This window comes from Reyranella sp. CPCC 100927, assembly GCF_007859315.1.
Taxonomy (GTDB): domain Bacteria; phylum Pseudomonadota; class Alphaproteobacteria; order Reyranellales; family Reyranellaceae; genus Vineibacter.
Genome location: NZ_VOHA01000035.1, coordinates 39344 through 57397 on the forward strand (window position 1 = coordinate 39344; position 18054 = coordinate 57397).

General features: G+C 66.3%; 19 protein-coding genes. 6 read left to right on the forward strand and 13 right to left on the reverse strand.

Annotated features, from left to right (window positions below; genetic code table 11):
- The first annotated feature begins 163 nt into the window (after positions 1–163).
- Positions 164–1543 carry a transcription termination factor Rho gene (rho, locus tag FQU96_RS42970; RefSeq protein ID WP_146547012.1) on the forward strand — a complete coding sequence of 460 codons (1380 nt, stop codon included), beginning with the start codon at positions 164–166 and terminating at the stop codon, positions 1541–1543.
- Positions 1544–1557: 14 nt separating this feature from the next.
- Here the strand turns inward: rho and FQU96_RS39930 are convergent, their stop codons facing one another.
- A complete protein-coding gene (locus FQU96_RS39930; protein ID WP_146547013.1) occupies positions 1558–2382 on the reverse strand; it encodes an endonuclease/exonuclease/phosphatase family protein in 825 nt (274 codons plus the stop codon).
- 104 nt (positions 2383–2486) lie between these two features.
- Between FQU96_RS39930 and FQU96_RS39935 the strand changes: the two genes are divergently transcribed.
- Positions 2487–3314 carry an SDR family NAD(P)-dependent oxidoreductase gene (locus tag FQU96_RS39935; protein WP_146547014.1) on the forward strand — a complete coding sequence of 276 codons (828 nt, stop codon included), beginning with the start codon at positions 2487–2489 and terminating at the stop codon, positions 3312–3314.
- On the opposite strand, the gene FQU96_RS39940 is transcribed toward FQU96_RS39935, so the two are convergent.
- The 4 genes from FQU96_RS39940 to FQU96_RS39955 form a co-directional block, all read right to left on the reverse strand.
- On the reverse strand, positions 3292–6348 hold the full coding sequence (locus FQU96_RS39940; protein WP_146547015.1) for an FAD-binding and (Fe-S)-binding domain-containing protein: 3057 nt from the start codon (positions 6346–6348) through the stop codon (positions 3292–3294). The two genes, FQU96_RS39935 and FQU96_RS39940, sit on opposite strands and share 23 nt — an antisense overlap.
- A gap of 108 nt (positions 6349–6456) precedes the next feature.
- Entirely contained in the window at positions 6457–7440 is a 984-nt protein-coding gene (locus FQU96_RS39945; RefSeq protein ID WP_255468856.1) for a tripartite tricarboxylate transporter substrate binding protein, read from the reverse strand.
- A 75-nt stretch (positions 7441–7515) separates the two neighbouring features.
- Positions 7516–7848 carry a type II toxin-antitoxin system RelE/ParE family toxin gene (locus FQU96_RS39950; RefSeq protein ID WP_255468857.1) on the reverse strand — a complete coding sequence of 111 codons (333 nt, stop codon included), beginning with the start codon at positions 7846–7848 and terminating at the stop codon, positions 7516–7518.
- On the reverse strand, positions 7849–8130 hold the full coding sequence (locus FQU96_RS39955) for a type II toxin-antitoxin system ParD family antitoxin (protein WP_146547016.1): 282 nt from the start codon (positions 8128–8130) through the stop codon (positions 7849–7851).
- A 151-nt stretch (positions 8131–8281) separates the two neighbouring features.
- Here FQU96_RS39955 and FQU96_RS39960 point away from each other — a divergent pair, with 151 nt between their 5' ends.
- A complete protein-coding gene (locus FQU96_RS39960) occupies positions 8282–8905 on the forward strand; it encodes a glutathione S-transferase family protein (RefSeq protein ID WP_146547017.1) in 624 nt (207 codons plus the stop codon).
- On the opposite strand, the gene FQU96_RS39965 is transcribed toward FQU96_RS39960, so the two are convergent.
- The 5 genes from FQU96_RS39965 to FQU96_RS39985 are packed head-to-tail and all read right to left on the reverse strand — an operon-like array spanning position 8865 to position 12219.
- Positions 8865–9401 (reverse strand): GNAT family N-acetyltransferase, encoded by a 537-nt coding sequence (locus tag FQU96_RS39965; protein ID WP_146547018.1) that lies wholly within the window; start codon positions 9399–9401, stop codon positions 8865–8867. The two genes, FQU96_RS39960 and FQU96_RS39965, sit on opposite strands and share 41 nt — an antisense overlap.
- A gap of 6 nt (positions 9402–9407) precedes the next feature.
- A complete protein-coding gene (locus FQU96_RS39970; protein ID WP_146547019.1) occupies positions 9408–9815 on the reverse strand; it encodes a carboxymuconolactone decarboxylase family protein in 408 nt (135 codons plus the stop codon).
- Positions 9816–9834: 19 nt separating this feature from the next.
- Positions 9835–11025, reverse strand: coding sequence for an MFS transporter (locus FQU96_RS39975; protein ID WP_255468858.1), 1191 nt, complete (start codon positions 11023–11025; stop codon positions 9835–9837).
- Between the two features lie 56 nt (positions 11026–11081).
- Positions 11082–11690: a thiamine pyrophosphate-dependent enzyme gene (locus FQU96_RS39980; protein WP_146547020.1), complete on the reverse strand. Its 609-nt coding sequence runs from the start codon at positions 11688–11690 to the stop codon at positions 11082–11084.
- 1 nt (position 11691) lies between these two features.
- Entirely contained in the window at positions 11692–12219 is a 528-nt protein-coding gene (locus FQU96_RS39985) for a thiamine pyrophosphate-binding protein (RefSeq protein ID WP_146547021.1), read from the reverse strand.
- Between the two features lie 169 nt (positions 12220–12388).
- Between FQU96_RS39985 and FQU96_RS39990 the strand changes: the two genes are divergently transcribed.
- Positions 12389–13303, forward strand: a complete 915-nt coding sequence (locus tag FQU96_RS39990; protein WP_146547022.1) for an LD-carboxypeptidase — start codon at positions 12389–12391, stop codon at positions 13301–13303.
- Here the strand turns inward: FQU96_RS39990 and hemJ are convergent.
- From hemJ to hemE, 3 genes are read right to left on the reverse strand one after another with little or no spacing between them, the layout of a single operon-like run.
- Positions 13290–13715 carry a protoporphyrinogen oxidase HemJ gene (hemJ, locus tag FQU96_RS39995; RefSeq protein WP_146547023.1) on the reverse strand — a complete coding sequence of 142 codons (426 nt, stop codon included), beginning with the start codon at positions 13713–13715 and terminating at the stop codon, positions 13290–13292. The genes FQU96_RS39990 and hemJ overlap by 14 nt on opposite strands.
- On the reverse strand, positions 13715–14800 hold the full coding sequence (gene hemH / locus FQU96_RS40000; RefSeq protein ID WP_146547024.1) for a ferrochelatase: 1086 nt from the start codon (positions 14798–14800) through the stop codon (positions 13715–13717). The genes hemJ and hemH overlap by 1 nt, the downstream gene beginning before the upstream one ends.
- A 1-nt stretch (position 14801) precedes the next feature.
- Positions 14802–15845 (reverse strand): uroporphyrinogen decarboxylase, encoded by a 1044-nt coding sequence (gene hemE / locus FQU96_RS40005; RefSeq protein ID WP_146547025.1) that lies wholly within the window; start codon positions 15843–15845, stop codon positions 14802–14804.
- A 463-nt stretch (positions 15846–16308) separates the two neighbouring features.
- Here hemE and FQU96_RS40010 point away from each other — a divergent pair, with 463 nt between their 5' ends.
- Both FQU96_RS40010 and FQU96_RS40015 read left to right on the forward strand, forming a co-directional pair.
- Complete coding sequence (locus FQU96_RS40010) at positions 16309–17160, forward strand: pyruvate, water dikinase regulatory protein (RefSeq protein ID WP_146547026.1); 852 nt, start codon at positions 16309–16311, stop codon at positions 17158–17160.
- A gap of 2 nt (positions 17161–17162) precedes the next feature.
- Positions 17163–17579, forward strand: coding sequence for a hypothetical protein (locus tag FQU96_RS40015; protein ID WP_146547027.1), 417 nt, complete (start codon positions 17163–17165; stop codon positions 17577–17579).
- The last annotated feature ends 475 nt before the right edge of the window (positions 17580–18054 follow it).

The window sequence follows — 18054 nt, forward strand, 5'->3', positions numbered from 1 at the left end:
CGCGCCAGATACCGCTGCGTCACACTTTCCCGGTAAGCCGTCTCCAGACGGCCGACGTCCGCGGCTAACCTCCTGACGTTTCTCGTAAATCCGGCCTGGTGGTCGATTTTCCATCGCCGCTGCCCGCCCGGGCCCCGCCTACCGATACTCCCAAGACACTGAGATGAATCTCAACGACCTCAAGAAAAAGACCCCCGCCGAACTCCTGGCCGCCGCCGAGGAGCTGCAGATCGAGGGTGCCTCGACACTCCGACGCCAGGAGCTGATGTTCGGCATTCTCAAACGGATGGCCGACAGCGACCAGGCGATCTACGGCTCCGGCGTGGTCGAAGTGCTGTCCGACGGCTTCGGCTTCCTGCGCTCGATCGAATCGAACTATCTGCCGGGACCCGATGACATCTACGTCAGCCCGGCCCAGATCCGCCGTCACGGCCTGCGGACGGGCGATACGGTCGACGGCGAAATCCGCGCCCCCAAGGACGGCGAGCGCTATTTCGCACTGACCAAGATCAACCTGATCAATTTCGAGGACCCCGACGCGGTCCGCCACCGCATCAACTTCGACAACCTCACGCCGCTCTATCCCGACGAGAAGCTGAGCCTCGAGATGGAAGGCGCCGGGTTCGTCCCGGCCGCCGCGCTCGCCGAGGAAGCCGGTTCGGGCCGGACCTCGACGGCCGGCCGGGTCAGCACCGGCCGTACCCGTGGCACGCTCACCGCCAAGAAGCAGGTGTCGCACCAGCAGCAGATCGACATGAGCACGCGCGTGATCGACCTGATCACGCCGATCGGCAAGGGCCAGCGCGCCCTGATCGTGGCGCCGCCGCGCACCGGCAAGACCATGATCCTGCAGAACATCGCCCACGCGATTGCGCAGAACAATCCCGAGTGCTTCCTGATGGTGCTGCTGATCGACGAGCGGCCCGAGGAAGTCACCGACATGCAGCGCACGGTGAAGGGCGAGGTGATCTCCTCGACCTTCGATGAGCCGGCGTCACGCCATGTCCAGGTGGCCGAGATGGTGATCGAAAAGGCCAAGCGCCTGGTCGAGCACAAGAAGGACGTCGTCATCCTGCTCGATTCGATCACCCGCCTGGGCCGCGCCTACAACACCGTGGTGCCCAGCTCGGGCAAGGTACTGACCGGCGGTGTCGACGCCAACGCCCTGCAGCGGCCCAAGCGCTTCTTCGGTGCCGCCCGCAACATCGAGGAAGGCGGCAGCCTCACCATCATCTCGACGGCGCTGATCGATACCGGCAGCCGCATGGACGAGGTGATCTTCGAAGAGTTCAAGGGCACCGGCAACAGCGAGATCATTCTCGACCGCAAGGTGGCCGACAAGCGCACCTTCCCGGCCATCGACATCACCAAGTCGGGCACCCGTAAGGAGGAGCTGCTGGTCGATCGCGCCACCTTGAGCAAGATGTGGGTGCTGCGACGCATCCTGATGCCGATGGGGCCGGTCGACGCCATCGAGTTCCTGCTCGACAAGCTGCGCACCAGCAAGAACAACGCCGACTTCTTCTCGGCGATGAACCAGTAGGCGGTTCGGCCGCCTCAATATCGGAGATCGGCCCAGACGCCGAAATGATCGGATCCGATCCGGTCGGCGTCGGCACCCAGCAGACCGCAGGCCGTGGGCTGACCACGGCCCGCCGGGCTACCCCACGCCGAGAATATGTAATCGATACGGCAGTCTGATCGCGGGGACGCCTTGGCATAGGCGTTCGTGCCGGACCAGGTAAAGCCACGCTCGTCCGGCCGGATGGCGTCCCACGCGTCATAGAAGACCAGCCCGGGTGCAGGCGGCCTGGACTTGCCCGTGAGCATCCGGATCTCGTCGGAGTCGGGTGGCGCGTTGAAGTCGCCGCACAGCACGATGGACGCACCCCGTACGCGACGTTCCCGTATCCATGCGCACAGTCTTTCGACCTGGCGCTGGCGGACGTGGCTGAGATCCGGACGCCAGTCCAGCATGGCATTGAAAACCTGGAGCACGCCACGTGGCCCGGCGAGTTCCGCGAACTGGAAGACCGCGCCGCTGCCGCGGTCCTCCGGCGGCAACCTGAGGTCTTCACGCTTCGCGATCTTCCAGCGCGACAGGATGGCCGTGCCTGACGCCAGCTTCAGGGGTTCGAACCACTCGATGGTGGCGGCCTGATCATACCCCAGGCTGGCAGCCAGCACTTCCGCCGCGTCATACCCGTCGTCACGCCATGCTTCCTGCAGGCAGATCACATCCGGGTTTGCATCACGCAGCACGGCCTCGATCATGGCGTACCTGTCGCGCCACGGCCCAAAATTCCCCCACACGTTCCAGGTCGCGATCCGGGCGGTCGAGCCGACCAGGTCCGCCGTTTCAGTCGCAACGGGTTCACTCATCGCCTCACCTTCCCACGACTGTCATCGTCGATCGCCAAGGTTGCGTCAGTTGCCGGCGTCCGTCACGGTCATTCGAACGAATGCCGACACCGACGGAGGAGCACATGACGGACACCCCAGAAACGGTCAACTGGCTCGGCTTGAGCGGGCGGGTCTGTGTCGTCACGGGGGCCGGTGGCGGCATCGGCGGCGCGATCGCGGCCACCTTCGCGGCGGCGGGCGCCGCGGTTGCGCTCCTCGACAAGAACGAAGCGGCCTGCCGGGCTGCCGCCGACGCGCTGGCGGCCCGGGGCACCCGCGCTGTGGCGGTTGCCTGTGATACCGCTGATCCCGCCAGCGTCGACGCTGCCTGCGCGCGGGTGACGGCGGCGCTGGGACCGTGCGACGTGCTGGCCAACAATGCCGGCTTCCTGAGCCCAGGCGCCCTTGCCAGCCTGCCGCTGGAAGCCTGGAACGCCAACATCGCGGTCAATCTGACGGGCTATTTCATCTGCGCCCAGGTCTTCGGCCGCGCCATGCTGGAGCGCAAGCGTGGTGCGCTGGTGCATGTCGCCTCGATCGCGGCCACCAACCCACAGCCATGGAGCGGCGCCTACAGCGTCACCAAAGCCGGTGTCGCCATGCTCTCGCGCCAGCTGGCGGCGGAATGGGGCGCCTCCGGCGTGCGCAGCAACGCCGTCAGCCCCGGCCTGATCCGCACGCCGATGTCGGAAGCGTTCTACCAGCACGAAGACACCGCCCGCCGGCGCGCCGAGCTGGTGCCCACCGGCCGGGTCGGCACGCCGCAGGACATCGCCGATGCCGTCGTCTGGCTCGCCAGCGACCGGGCCGCCTACATCAGCGGCGAGGAAGTGATCGTCGATGGTGGCGTCACGCAGACGCTGATGGGGATGATCCCGCGCCCCGGTTTCACCCAGGCGTCGACCCGGTAGAGGGCGCCAGTGCCAGCGCCAGCACGCGCGCCACGTGAAGCGCCTCGCGCGCGGCGCCATCGCGGATCTGATGCCGGCAGCTGGTGCCGTCGGCGACGATCAGTGTCTCGCTGTCCGCCGCGCGCACGGCCGGCAGCAGCGACAGCTCGGCCATCGCCATCGACACGTCGTAGTGCGCTTCTTCATAACCGAACGCGCCGGCCATGCCGCAACAGCTCGACTCGATCGGCTTGACGGTCAGGCCGGGGATCCAGCCCAGCACGGTCTGCACCGGCGTGAACGCATCGAATGCTTTCTGATGGCAATGGCCATGCACCAGCGCCGTCTTCTGCGGCAGCGCCTTGAGCGGCAGCTTCAAGCGCGCGGCCTTGTGCTCGCGCACCAGGAACTCCTCGAACAGGAAACTGTTGGCCGCCACCTGATCAGCGCCGCTGCCCAGGCCCATGACCGTATATTCGTCACGCAAGGTGAGCAGACACGACGGTTCCAGACCCACGATCGGCACGCCGCGGGCCGCGAACGGCGACAGTGCCGCCACGGTCCGGCGCGCTTCGGCCTTGGCCTCGTCGACCATGCCGCTGGCCAGATAGGTGCGCCCACAGCACAGCGGTCGCGACCGGCGTCCCTCGCCGCCCGGTATCGCCACGTGAACCGTGTAGCCAGCCGCTTCCAGGATCGCCAGCGCACTGTGTGCGTTCTCGGCTTCGAAGGCGTTGTTGAACGTGTCGGCGAACAGCACGACCTCGCCGGCCGGACCCTCGCATAGCGGCGCCACCGCGCCGTCGCTCTCGAACGGAAAGACCAGGCCGCCCAGAAACGTATCGCGGCGCCATGTCGGCAATGTGCGCCGGGCGGAGAAGCCCGCCATGCGCTGCGACAGTGCGGCGGCACCGGGCAGCTTGTCGCGCAGATTGAACAGCCAGGGCAGACGCGCGCCCCAGTGGGCGTAGCGCGGCAGGTGCGCGACCAAGCGGTCTTTCAGCGTATGACCGTGGCGCGCCTTGTAGTGATGCAGGAACTCGATCTTCATGCGCGCCATGTCGACACCGGTCGGACAGTCGCGCTTGCAGCCCTTGCAGGACACGCACAGATCCAGCGTCTCGTACAGGGCGTCCGATGTGAAGGCGTCGGCGCCGAGCTGGCCCGACAGCGCTCGCCGCAATGTATTGGCGCGGCCGCGCGTCAGATGCTGCTCGTCACGCGTGGCGCGGTAGCTGGGGCACATGGTGCCGGCATCGAACTTGCGGCAATGGCCGTTGTTGTTGCACATCTCGACGGCCTTGCCGAAGCCGCCGGCCGGATCGCCGCCGCTGCCGGGTGCCGTCAGCGCCTCGGTGCGCGGGTCGTTCTGCACATCCCAGGCCGACCAGTCGAGTGCGGTCTTGAGCGCAAGACCCTGGTAGCCCGGCGGATAGCGGAACAGCTCCCGCTGGTCCATCCGGGTCGGCCGCACGATCTTGCCCGGGTTGAGCAGGTTGTGCGGATCGAACAGGCCCTTGATCTCCTCGAACGCGCGGGTCAGGCGCGGGCCGAACTGCCAGGCCACCCATTCGCTGCGCACCAACCCATCGCCGTGCTCGCCCGAGTAGGCGCCCTTGTACTGGCGCACCAGGGCCGACGCCTCCTCGGCGATGGCGCGCATCCGGGCGGCACCGTCGCGGCGCATGTCGAGGATCGGCCGCACATGCAGGGTGCCGACCGAGGCGTGCGCATACCAGGTGCCGCGCGTGCCGTGGCGGGTGAAGACGTCGGTCAGGCGCGCGGTGTAATCGGCCAGATGCTCCAGCGGCACGGCGCAGTCCTCGATGAAGGACACCGGTTTGCCGTCGCCCTTCATCGACATCATGATGTTGAGCCCGGCTTTGCGCACCTCCCACAGTGCCGACTGGCGCCTGGCATCGGTCATCTCGACGACGCCGTCGGGCAGGCCGAGATCGCCCATCAGCTCGACCAGCTTCTTCAGATCACGCCGCGGCGTGTCCTCGTCCTCGCCCGTGAACTCGACCAGCAGGATCGCATCGGGCGCACCGATCAGCGCATCCTCGATCACCGGCCGGAACGCTGGGTTGGCGCGCGCCAGCTCGATCATGGTGCGATCGACAAGCTCCACCGTCACCGGCTTCAGCTTCACGATGTGCTGTGCCGACTCCATCGCCTTGTGGAAGGTCGGGAAATTCACCACGCCCAGCACCTTGTGCCGGGGCAGCGGCGAGAGTTTCAGCGTGAGCCGCCGCGTCACTGCCAGGGTGCCTTCGCTGCCGACCAGCAGATGCGCGAGGTTGACGGTGTTGTCGGTGGTGTACGGCAGCTCGCTTTGCGGATGGAAGATGTCGATGTTGTAGCCGCCCACGCGCCGCAGCACCTTGGGCACCTGCCGCTCGATCTCGTCGCGCTCGCGCGCCGCCAGCGCCCGCACGGCGTCACCCAGATGGCGGACCGCGGCGCCTTCGGAGCCATCCAGCCGGCCGAACGTCGCCTCGCTGCCATCAGCCAGGATGGCGTCGATCGCCGCCACGTTGTGCACCATGTTGCCGTAGCGGATGGAGCGCGAGCCGCACGAGTTGTTGCCCGCCATGCCGCCCAGGGTGCACTGCGCCGCCGTCGAGACATCGACCGGGTACCAGAGGCCGTGCGGCTTGAGCCAGGCATTGAGGTGATCGAGCACCAGGCCGGGCTGCACCGTGACCTCGGCGCGATCGCGGTCGAACGAGACGATCTCGCGCAGGTATTTGCTGCAATCGATCACCAGCGCCGCGCCCACGGTCTGCCCGCATTGCGAGGTGCCGGCGCCGCGCGGCAGGATGGGCACGGCAAGACCGCGTGCGATATCGACGACGGCCTTCAGATCGGCCTCGTCGCGCGGCACCACGACCCCGACGGGATCGATCTGGTAGATCGACGCATCGGTGCTGTAGCGACTGCGCGATGCGGCATCGAACATCACCTCGCCACGTACCTCGCGCCGCAACGCCCGCTCCAGCGTCAGGGCCGGAACGGTTGCGGGTTTGGGTGTTGCTGTTTCAGAGGTGCTCATCGCGACCTGTCAATCCAGCCCGTCATGTCGAGCGCAGCGAGACATCTCCATGACATGGAGTCTCCATTCGCAGAAGATTCCTCGCTTCGCTCGGAATGACAGAGCGCCCTAATCCAGCTTCACGCCGGCTTCCTGGCTCACCTTGGCCCATTTCTCGGTCTCGCTGCGGATGCGCTTGGCGAAGTCGGCGCGCGACTCGCCACCCGCCTGCGCCGACTGCTCGGCCCAGATCTTCTGCAGATCCGGGTGCTGCAGGGCCTTCACGAGTTCCGCGTGCGTGCGATCGATGATGGGTTCGGGGGTGCCCTTGATCGCCCACAGGCCATACCAGCTGGAGACTTCCCAGCCGGGGATACCCAGCTCCAGCGCGGTGGGAATGTCAGGGAATGCTTGTACCCGCTCCCGCGTCGCCACGGCCAGCCCCTTGAGGCGCCCGGTCCGGATCGGCTGTGCCGATGTCCCCATGCCGTCGAACATCATGTCGACCTGCCCGGCCAGCAGATCCTGCATCGCGGGGCCGGCGCCGCGGAACGGCACATGCGTCAGCTTGATCTTGGTCTGGATCTGGAACAGCTCACCCGCCAGATGGTGGGCCGTGCCGGCACCCGGCGAGGCATAGTTGATCTTGCCGGGATTGGCCTTGGCGTAGTCGAGGAACTCCTTGAGCGTGTTCACCGGCACGCGCTGGGGGTGGATCGACACCACCTGTGGCACCAGCGCCACCATGGTGATCGGCACGAAGTCCTTCTCCAGGTCGTACTCCAGTTTCTTGTACACGCTGGGTGCGATGGTGTGATGAATGGCGCCGACGAAGAAGGTGTAGCCGTCCGGCCTGGCCTTGGCCGCCTGGGTCGCGCCCACCGTGCCGCCCGCGCCGCCCTTGTTGTCGATCAGCACCTGCTGGCCCAGCGCCTCGGTCAGCTTTGCCGCCAGCGGCCGGGCGAACACATCGGTGCCGCCGCCGGCCGGGAACGGATTGATCCAGGTGATCGGCTTGTCGGGCCAGGCCTGCGCCCGCACCACCGGCGGCATGGCCATCGCACCGGCAACCGCCGCCGCACCCCCCAACAAACCCCTGCGCTTCATCGTCATGACGTCATCCTCCACCGTTCTGGTCGTTAACTTGACGGTACTCCCCACGATCTTCACATGAAAGAACCCTGGGTCTCATGTCCGGCGACGGCCGCCCCGGATCTTCGTTTCGACATCACGACCCGCGTAGGCAACTGCCAGAATCACAACCCGTTTGCGGCGCCGATCGAGACGAAAAACGATCGTGGCACGGCGCTCAAATCCCAGCGTTCGCAATCCCGGCCGCAGATCATCTCGCCGCGTGCCGCGCTCGGGGAATGTCTGCAAGGCGAGGCAATGGTCGTAAATCCGGCGTACATAGGTGCGCGCAGTCCGTGCGCCTGCGTGCCTGCCGATATAGTCATAGATCTGTTGGAGATCCTGCAGCGCGGTGGGATCGAAGGTGACCGTGTAGTGATTGATCACCACCTACCGCGCCTGTTTCCGCCTGTGCTTCATATGGTCTTCAAGGCTTGACCAAGCTTCGTCCGCTGACAGCGCCCGAGCGGGGTCGGCAACCGAGGCGTCGTATCGAGCGACACCTTCTGTGCGCAGCCATTGCTCCTGCGCCACATCACGCGCCATCAGCGCCCGCAGACCGTCTCGGATAACCTCACTCTCAGACGCGTAAACGCCTGACCGAACCTTTTCCTTGACCAAGCGTCCCAGTTCATCGGGTAGCGTGACGCTGAATTGCATGACTGCGCGCATGGGCTTTGGTTCCAAACCGATACCGAGTGGAAGAAAATCCTATCACGATCCGATCGCGTTGCCATGCGGGCTGCTTCAGCACGCCCATACTTCCGTCACCTTCGCCGTCTTGAATACGCCCATCCTCATCCCATCTGTCGAAAGCACCGTCATGGCCCGGCCGCTCACCCTCTACTATGCGCCGTTCTCCCGCGCTTCGCGCGGGCTCTGGATGCTGGAGGAGCTGGACGAACCCTACGCCTTGCGGCTGATCGATATCCGCAAGGGCGAGCAGAAGCGGCCGGAATTTCTGGCGATCAATCCGGCGGGCAAGGTGCCGGCGCTGCGCGACGGCGATCGCACGGTGGCGGAATCGGCAGCGATCTGCGCCTACCTGGCCGATCGCTTTCCTGACGCCAAGCTGGCGCCGGCAGCCGACGCACCGGAGCGCGCCGCCTACCTGACGTGGCTGTTCTACGCCGCCAGCAATATCGAACCCGCCGTCATGGCACGCGCCAACAAGTGGGACGTCTCGGCCTACCAGGCGAGCTGGGGTGGTTACGAGTCCGTCATCGACAATATTGCCGGCGCTGTGCGTCGCGGCCCTTATCTGCTGGGCCCGCAGTTCACGGCAGCCGACGTCATCCTGGGCTCGATGGTGCGCTTCGGCGTCAGCGCCAAGCTGATACCGAACCGACCCGAGTTCACGGCCTACATCGCCCATCTGGAAGCGCGGCCGGCCCTGCAGCGCGCGATCAAGATCGAGGCGGAGTATGTGGCGCAGCTGAAGACCTAGGCGGCGGCCCGAGGTCCAGCGTGTAGAGCGGCAGCTGGCGGCCGGGAATCGCATCGGACGGCGCCGTGCGCAGGAACCGGGCGCCCATCTTCTCGTAGAACACCGCTGCGTTGGGATCGGCCAGGACCACCATGCGGCGCGCCGCGCGCTCGCGTGCCAGCGCCACGGCGTGTCCGAACAGCACTGCGCCGACACCGCGACCGATCGCCGGCGGATCGATGAAGAGTTTGTCGAGCTCGATCACATCGCCGGCGATGGCGCTGAGTTCGGCCATGCCGATGACCGTGGACGGATCGGGGCCGTGGGCAACCAGCACGCGACCTTCGGCGATGGCATCGACCGACACCGCCAATGACAGCGCCGAGCGTGCCATGAAGGTGTCGTCGTAGCCCCAGTGACGCTTGGACCGCCGACACAGTGCCGTCAGCGCGTCGGCCTCGTGGACCTGCGCCGAGCGGATCACGATGCTGGTCGGCATCGCCGTGGTCGCGTTCATGGCTGACTAGACGCCGCGTTCCTTGAAGACGTCCTTGGCCGTCTTGAAGGCATCGAGGCAAGCCGGAATACCGCAGTAGATGCCGACCTGCAGGAAGATCTCCTTCATTTCCTCCTTGGTGACGCCATTGGTCAGCGCGCCGTTGATGTGCAGCTTCAGCTCGGGCCCGCGGTTGAGCGCCGCCAGCATGGCCAGGTTCAGCATGCTGCGCGTCTTCTTGGAGATCCCGTCGCGGCCCCAGACATAGCCCCAGCAGTACTCGGTCGTGATCTCCTGGAACGCCATCATGAAATCGTCGGCGTTGGCCAGGGAGTTCTCGACATACTCCTTGCCCAGCACGGCCTTGCGGATCTCGAGGCCCTTCTTGAACACCTTGGGGTTGGCGGGCTTGGGTTTCACTTTGGGCTTGGCCATCATCGTCTCCTGTTGGCGGTCATGTGACATCATCGGCACCGCGCTCGCGGGCAAGCCGCCGGCCGACGAGCAGCAGCAGCACATCGTAACCGGCCTTCAACCCGCCGCCCACCACGACGGCCCAGCCGAACGGCGATGACGCCAGCAGCCAGCCGGCGATGATCGGCGCACCGGCGGCGGCCAGGGCGCGCGGCACCGCCGTCACGCTGGTCGCCGCGGCGCGCTCCGTCGGCGGCACCAGCGACAGCACCAGGGCGGTGCGCGGCGCCACGTCCATCGACGACAGCGCGCTGCGCAGGAACAGCAGCGCCAGCGCGATTTCGAGGCTGGGTGCGAACGGCGCCAGCATCAGGAACAGGTTGGCCGGCAGATGGGTGAACACCATGGTGTTCACCAGGCCGATGCGGCGCGCCACCCAGGGTGCGGCCAACTGCGAGAAACCGCCCAGCAAGGCCATCACGAACAAGGTGCGACTGGCATCGGCCAGCGAGAAGCCGAAGCGATCGAACAGCCACAGGGCGATCAGGGACTGCAGCACGAAGCCGCCGCCAAAGGCATCGATGCAGAATAGCGCCGTCAGCACCAGGATCGGTCGCCGCGCCTGCGGCGACAACCCGATCCGCGGCGTTTCGGCGACCGGTTCGACCCGCGGCAGCGTGAGAACATAGATGGCCGCCAGGATCACGCCGGCCACGACATAGCTCAGGAACGCCGGTGCCAACGGCCAGCCGAGCCGGTCGAAAACCTCGGCCGCCAGGGTGCCGACGGCACCGGCCAGGGTCGCGAACAGACCGTAGCGCGCGAATACCGCCGTGCGCTGGTCCGGCGCCGCCAGATCGGCCATGCGTGCCTGTTCGGCCGGCAGGAACAGGCTGACGTCGCCCACCGACGGATTGAGCGTGCCGATCAACGCTGCCAGCACCAGGGCCCAGAAGGCCTCGATGCTGAAGAAGGCCAGGCCGGTAGCCACCATCAGGCCGCAGCCGGCCAGCAGCACGGCGCGCCGCGGCAGGCGTGCCGACCACAGGCCCACCGCCAGGGTCAGCATCGCCGAGCCCAGCAGGGTCGCGGTCGCGATCACGCCGACATCGAAAGCATCGTACCCGAGCCGCAGCAGGTGCAACGGCAGCAGCACGCTGACCAGCCCGTCGGCAAAGGCGCGCACAGCGCGCGCCAGGATCAGCAGTCGGAGGATGGACGGTGCGGACACCGCCTGACTATCCGCCGCAATTGCCGCGGCGGAAACATGGGAAATGCCGCCAGCCGCTACGCAGCGCCCACCACGGCCTGCCGGAAGCGGTCCTTCAGGTAAGCGCCGTCCTTGGGCGGCACGATGGTGTTGGGCAGCGTCTCGACCAACACCTTGACGTTGCGGAAGATCGGCCCGGACTTGGTTCGCGCATCGCGCGCCAGGACCGCGATGTCGGCTTCCTGCGTCACGGTGGTACTGTCGGCGATTCCGCAACCACGCGCCACCGCCGCCAGGTCGGTGCCGGCACCGCGGTCGCTCGGGCCGCCGGCGACCGGGGCGGTGTGCGTGGCCTGGTTGCCGGTCTCGCCGAACTTCTCGTTGTCGAGCACCACGATGACGAGATTGGCCGGACGTTGCGCCGCCACGGTCGCCAGCGAGCCCAGCCCCATCAGCATGTCGCCATCGCCGGTGATCACCAGCACACGCTTGTCCGGCTGCGCCAGCGCCAGGCCCAGCCCGATCATCACTGCGCCGCCCATGCCACCCCACAGCGGCAGGTTCTGCGGCCGGTCGCCGGCCTCGGTGATGTCCCAGGTGCACTGACCCAGGCCGGCGATCACCAGCAGGTCGTCGGTCGGATTCTGCATCAGCGCCCTGACCACGGCGCGGCGGTGAAGCGTCATCTTATTTCTTCCCGAAGCTCTTGGCGCCGATCAGCTTCTGGCGCAGCAGGACGGCCACGGCCTGGTTGCCCTCGAACGCCATGTTGGCCGCGGCGTTCACCGTCGGCTGCACATCCTCCGGCCGCTCGACGGAGAAGACGATGCAACCGGTCGCCTCCAGCACCTTGGGCGTCGCCTGCCCCATCGAATTCTGCCAGGGATTCATCTCGCCGAAATCGCCGCGCATGGTGATCAGCATCAGCATGGGGTAACGCAGCGTCTTGCTGAGCCCCAGCATGTTGATGCAGTTGCCGACACCCGAGGACTGCATCAGGGTGACGCTCTTCTCGCCGCCGAGCCAGGCACCCAGGGTGCCCGCCATCGCCTCTTCCTCGGTGGTGAGCACGATGGCGCGCATGGAATTGGCGTTCTGACACGCCTCGATCAGCGTCGCATGACCGGCGTCCGGCACGTAGTAGACCTGCCGGATGTCGTGCGCCTTCAACGTATCGAAAATCTGCTCGCGCCAGTCGGCGGTGGCCGTCGTCATGCCGTCTCCCTGCGATCGCGACGCGATCCTAGCGATGCCGCTGCAGCGGCGGAAGACGGTGCGGCGCAAGGCACGCTTGCACGGGTCTATCCACCGACTGTCCCCGCACGTTCTGTGGAACAATCACGTAATGATATCGACGGCTCAACCCGCACACGAACCGGTGATCATGCCGCCCAGCCTGAAAGCGGGCGACAAGGTGCGTTTCGTATCGCCCGCCAGCACGCCCGAGCGAGAGGCCGTCCTCCACCGCGCGCACGTGTTGCGGAGCTGGGGCCTTGATGTGGATTTCGGTGAGCACGCCTTCGACAAAGACGGTTATCTCGCCGGCACGGATGATCAGCGCCTGGCCGACGTCAACGCGGCACTGCGGGACCCAACGGTTCGCGCCATCTTCGCGACGCGCGGCGGCAAGGGTTCGTATCGCATTGCCGATCGTCTTGATTTCGCGACTGCGCGACGCGACCCGAAGTTCCTGGTCGGCTTCAGCGACATCACCATCCTGCATCTCAGCCTGTGGCGAGAGTGCCGATTGGTCGGCCTTCACGGTGCGCTGATGGACGACGATCCGGGATGTCTCAGTCCTCAAAGTGCGGCGGCACTGAAGAGCGCGCTGATGCGAGACGATGCCATCGTGCTGAGGAGCCGCGACGAGGAGCCGACAGCGGCCCTCACGACGAACGGCCGCGCCACGGGGCCCCTGATCGGCGGCAACCTCTCCATGATCGCGACCGCGGCGGGCTGGGCACTGCCCGACCTGCGGGGTGCCATCCTGCTGATCGAAGCCGTCAACATGTACGTGGGCCAGGTGGATCGTCAGCTCACCATGCTGCGCAAGGCCGGCCATCTGGCCGGGCTCGCGGGCGTCGCGGTCGGTCAGTTCACCGATTTCAAACCCAGTGACGGCTGGTCCCTCATCGACCTGCTGCGCGATCACCTGGCAGCGCTTGGTGTTCCCATCCTCGGCGGATTGCCGCTGGGCCACGGCAGCCATCCTCTGGCCGTACCCGTGGGATCCATGGCCTGTCTCGACGCGACAGCCCGGACACTGACGGTCGCGCGATCGACGATCAGGATGGCTTGATCACCACGATGAACACGATACCGATCATGAGCAACGTCGGCACTTCGTTCCAGAAGCGATAGAAGCGCGCCGACCGCGTGTTGCGATCGGCGTCGAAATCACGGCGCCACCGTGAGAACAGGCCGTGCACGGCCGACATCGCCAGCACCAGCACGATCTTGGCGATGAACCAGCCCTGCAGCCAGTAGCCGTTGAGCCATGCCAGCGACAGCCCCATCACCCAGGTCAGCACCATCGCCGGGTTGATGATGGCGCGCAGCAGCCGGCGCTCCATGACCTTGAACGTCTCGGACTGCACCGACCCTTTTTCGGCACCGCAGTGATAGACGAACAGCCGCGGCAGATAGAGCATGCCTGCCATCCAGGCGATGACGGCGATGATGTGCAGCGATTTCAGCACCAGGTAGAGCATCAGCCCGCACCCACCGGGATCCAGCGTAGGGCGGCGGCCGCACCCGCCCGTTTCGGACACGCACTGAATTCGACATGGCACGCCGGCATGCTGTCGTCATTGCCGATGGCGCGCGTCGGATCACGCACGGCGTGCAGCACCAGGTCGGCCAGGCCATCGATGAATGCCGTCGTGACACCCACCGTCGCCACCCGCCGATAGTCGGCAACGCCCGCCTGATGCGCCAACTCGCGATATTCGATATCGAGCTCGACCAGGGTTTCGGAGTGCTCCGAGACGAATGCGATCGGGAATAGCACCACGGCCTTGCCGTCGTTGCCGGCCCGACGGATTTCGCTGTCGGTCGACGGTCCGATCCATTTCAGCGGGCCGACCCGGCTTTGGTAGCAGACCGCCCAGTCCAAGCCGGGAATGGCCAGACGTTCGACGATGGCTTGCGCCGTGCGTTCGACCTGCCACTGGTAGGGATCGCCGGCGCGAATGACCTTCTCGGGCAGCCCATGGGCCGAGAACAGCAGGCGCACGGGACGCGTGGTCGCGGCCGGATCGTAGGCGTGCCGGATGAGGGCCGCGGCCGCCGCGATCAGGCCGTCCTGCGCGGGATAGCAGCAGATGGTCTGCGTCGGCGCGTCCAGTCCGGCCGACCGGGCCGATCGCCGCCAATCGATCACCGAGGATTCCGACGTTGCCGTCGACATCTGCGGATAGAGCGGCAGCAGCACGATGCGATCCGGCGCATAGGCCTTGACCGCACTGACGGCCTCGGCGCTGAACGGATGCCAGTAGCGCATCGCAATGAACGACCGGAAAGCATGTTCGGGCGACCGCGCCGCCAGCGCGGCGTCGAGTGCCGCCGCCTGGGCCTGGGTTTGCGGCAGGATCGGCGAGCGACCGCCCATCTGGGCATAGATCGCCTGTGCCGTGGGCGCCCGGCGCCGGGCGATCAGCGGCGCCAGAAAGCGGCGTACCAAGCCGGGCACCCGCAGGATGGCGGGGTCGGCAAACAGGTTGCGCAGAAACGGCTCGACCGCCGCCGGTGAGTCCGGGCCACCCAGGTTGAACAGAACGACGGCGATGCGGCTCATGTCACCGGCTGGTCCAGTCGCGCACGATCTCGACCAGGCGCGCGACGTTGTCGGGTGGGGTTTGCGGCAGGATGCCATGGCCGAGATTGAACACATGGCGGCCGCCGGCGAGCTTGCCGAGGATCCGCTTGACCTCGTGCACCATGGTCTCGCCGCCGGCAATCAGCATGGCCGGATCGAGGTTGCCCTGCACGGCGACGTGCGGCTGCAGTTCCTGCGCCGCCCAGTGGGCGCCGATCGTGGTGTCGATCGACAACGCCGCGAACTCAGGCAGCCGGCGGTACATCAGCGCTGCCGGACCAACGCCACGCGGAAAGGCGATCACCGGCACGTCGGCGTGACGGGCCTTCAGCCCACGCGCGATCGCCTGCATCGGCTGCACCGACCAGCGGAAAAGCTGTTCTTCCGGCAAAATGCCGGCCCAGCTGTCGAAGATCTGCACCGCGTCGCAGCCGGCCTGGACCTGCAGATCGAGATGGTCGATGCAGGCCTGGACAAGGGTATCGATCAGGCGGCGGAAACTGTCGGGATGGCCGTAAGCCCACTGCTTGACCTTGAGGAAGTCACGGCTGCCGCCGCCTTCGATCATGTAGCAGGCGAGCGTGAAGGGCGCGCCGCAGAAGCCGATCAGGGCCGTTTCCGCCGGCAGGGCGGCCCGCGTCTGGCGGATCGCCTGGTAGACCGGCTGCAGGGTCGGCTCGACGCCGGCGGGCGCCAGCGCGGCAATGTCGGCCGGCCCGGTCAGCGGCTCGAGCCGGGGGCCTTCACCTTCCTCGAACCACAGCTTGCGGCCCAGCGCCTGCGGGATGACCAGGATGTCGGAAAAGATGATGGCCGCATCGAACCCGAAGCGTCGGATCGGCTGCAGCGTGACCTCGGTGGCAAGGTCGGGCGCATAACAAAGATCGAGGAACGATCCCGCCGCGGCACGCGTGGCGCGATATTCCGGCAGGTATCGGCCGGCTTGTCGCATCAACCAGATCGGCGGCGATGCGACCCGCTCGCCTCTCAGCACACGCAATATCACCTGGTTCTGTCCCTGGATCGCGATGAGGTCTGTGCCTCTTCCTTTATCTAAATAAGAGAATCAAGATAGGTGGAAGAAACAGAAGGGCCTGGGAGTGCGGTGGATCAAATCGCCAAGCCTTCCTGACCCCGCCTCACTGGGGATCGATTCCGCATGCCATGCTACCTGGGGGCAGGTCGCGGCGCACCCTGCGCAGGCCCGGGAAAAGTGCGACATTTCAAACCTCTCGTCGCGGGACAGGCGGGGCTCAGCGAATCGTGAATCGTGGGGACAAGGTGATGTCGAACAGACAGAGGGGGCGTTTTCCCGGGCCTGGGTGAAGTGCGCGCACAGGTGCGCAAGCCACTGCGCTCTCCGTCAGGCTTTCGGGAGCAAAACGCGATAGACGGGTTCGAACGGGGATTGCGGGGATCACCGAACCGGTTACGCTGGTGTTTTCCCCGGTTGGCAGTGGAGTAGAGTCCCGCGCCAGGAGACCCGCATGCCAGTCCGTGCTCGCAATTTTCATCTGCATCTCGTGTCCGATTCCACCGGGGAAACGGTGACCAGCGTGGCGCGCGCCTGCCTGGTGCAGTTCGAAGGCGTGTTTGCCACCGAGCACGTGTGGTCGCTGATCCGCACGCCGACGCAGATCGACAAGGTGTCCGAGGCGATCGAGGTCAATCGCGGCCCGGTGCTCTATACCCTGGTTGATCATGAACTGCGGGATCGGCTGCGCGAGCATTGCCGGCGGTTGGGCCTGCCCTGCGTCGGCATCCTCGACCAGGTCATGAGCACGCTGGGCGTGCATTTTCACAGCAAGACGGCGATGTGGCCGGGCCGCCAGCATGCGCTGGACGACGAATATTTCGGCCGTATCGATGCCATGCACTATACCCTGGCGCACGATGACGGCCAGTCGACGCACGACCTGGATGAAGCCGATGTCATCCTGGTCGGACCGTCGCGGACGTCCAAGACGCCGACCTGTGTCTATCTCGCCAACCGCGGCATCAAGGCCGCCAACGTGCCGTTGGTGCCCAAGGTGCCGCCACCGGATGAACTGGAGGATGTGCGGCGGCCGTTGATCGTGGGCCTGGTGACCGACCCGGAGCGGCTGGTGCAGATCCGCCGCAACCGCCTGCACCTGCTGCAGCAGGACACCGAGACCGACTACACGGATCTCGAGCAGGTCCAGGAGGAGATGCAGAACGCGCGGCGTCTTTATGCCCGCAACCGCTGGCCCAGCATCGACGTTACGCGGCGGTCGATCGAGGAAACGGCGGCTGCCATCCTGCAGATGCTGGATCGCCGTCGCGACGCTAGCGGCTCGCTTCGCATGGAGACCGCCTAGCCGTGCGCGCGTTCGTCGTCGTGGCAGCGCTGACGACGGTGCTGGCGGCCGGCGGCGCGGCCAGGGCCCAGGACCGGATCGAGATTTCCCGCGGCGTCGACAAGCTGGTTCTGGGGTCCTGTGTGCCGTCGTTGAAGGCCGTGAACAACACCGCGGTCGTGGTCGACTACCTCGAGGTCGGGCTCGAGTTCACCCTGAAGTCGGGTGCGACGCGGACCCTCGAATTCCGCTCGCGCTATCGCGGTGGCGTCGAGCGCCCGGTGCCGCCGGGCATGACCGCCGATCTCACGGTACAGCTGGATCTGTCGCAGCCGCTGGGCGCGGAGTGCCCTGATATCGTTGATGTGACCGTGGTCGACGCCGTCTGCGAGGCTGCCGGCAAGCCGTGTCCTGGCGTCATCGCCGTCAACCCGAAGTAGCGCCGTGTTCTTCCTTGCGCGGTGGGCTATCGGATTCACACATCTTGAACGTCGATGGGCGGAAGGGGGATATCGGAAACAGAGCCCACCTCTCTTCAGCACCATCGAAGCGGCTGCAATATCCCCCTTCCGGCGCTGCGCGCCACCTTCGCTATACGGGGAAGGTTGCGGAAATTGCCGAAACCCGTGGCCGCGACAGCGGTGACAGAAACGACAGAATCGCTCCATGACAGCGATTCCAAGGTGTGAGCGGGTTTTCCTGACCTGACAGAAAAGCGACAGAAAGCGACAGAAACGCCCCGGCGCTCTCGCGCGCCGGAAGCCCGTGCGAGACGCAGAAAAGGTTGCGGAAATTGCCGAAACCCGTGCGCCGAAACCGGAAGGACGGGGAACCGACTCGGGCTCATCGAACGTTCCTGCCACGACAAAGGCCTGCCGGATCAGGGACGCGGCAGCGGATCATCCCGTGTGCCTG

Excerpts from the sequence above, each read along its gene's own strand:
- hemJ (WP_146547023.1), bottom strand. The coding sequence starts at position 13,715 with ATGCTCTACCTGGTGCTGAAATCGCTGCACATCATCGCCGTCATCGCC.
- FQU96_RS39980 (WP_146547020.1), bottom strand. The coding sequence starts at position 11,690 with ATGACGCTTCACCGCCGCGCCGTGGTCAGGGCGCTGATGCAGAATCCG.
- FQU96_RS40010 (WP_146547026.1), top strand. The coding sequence starts at position 16,309 with ATGCCAGTCCGTGCTCGCAATTTTCATCTGCATCTCGTGTCCGATTCC.
- FQU96_RS39940 (WP_146547015.1), bottom strand. The coding sequence starts at position 6,348 with ATGAGCACCTCTGAAACAGCAACACCCAAACCCGCAACCGTTCCGGCC.
- hemH (WP_146547024.1), bottom strand. The coding sequence starts at position 14,800 with ATGAGCCGCATCGCCGTCGTTCTGTTCAACCTGGGTGGCCCGGACTCA.
- rho (WP_146547012.1), top strand. The coding sequence starts at position 164 with ATGAATCTCAACGACCTCAAGAAAAAGACCCCCGCCGAACTCCTGGCC.
- FQU96_RS39955 (WP_146547016.1), bottom strand. The coding sequence starts at position 8,130 with ATGCGCGCAGTCATGCAATTCAGCGTCACGCTACCCGATGAACTGGGA.
- FQU96_RS39985 (WP_146547021.1), bottom strand. The coding sequence starts at position 12,219 with ATGACGACGGCCACCGCCGACTGGCGCGAGCAGATTTTCGATACGTTG.
- FQU96_RS39960 (WP_146547017.1), top strand. The coding sequence starts at position 8,282 with ATGGCCCGGCCGCTCACCCTCTACTATGCGCCGTTCTCCCGCGCTTCG.
- FQU96_RS39990 (WP_146547022.1), top strand. The coding sequence starts at position 12,389 with ATGCCGCCCAGCCTGAAAGCGGGCGACAAGGTGCGTTTCGTATCGCCC.
- FQU96_RS39930 (WP_146547013.1), bottom strand. The coding sequence starts at position 2,382 with ATGAGTGAACCCGTTGCGACTGAAACGGCGGACCTGGTCGGCTCGACC.
- FQU96_RS39965 (WP_146547018.1), bottom strand. The coding sequence starts at position 9,401 with ATGAACGCGACCACGGCGATGCCGACCAGCATCGTGATCCGCTCGGCG.
- FQU96_RS39935 (WP_146547014.1), top strand. The coding sequence starts at position 2,487 with ATGACGGACACCCCAGAAACGGTCAACTGGCTCGGCTTGAGCGGGCGG.
- FQU96_RS39945 (WP_255468856.1), bottom strand. The coding sequence starts at position 7,440 with ATGACGATGAAGCGCAGGGGTTTGTTGGGGGGTGCGGCGGCGGTTGCC.
- FQU96_RS39970 (WP_146547019.1), bottom strand. The coding sequence starts at position 9,815 with ATGGCCAAGCCCAAAGTGAAACCCAAGCCCGCCAACCCCAAGGTGTTC.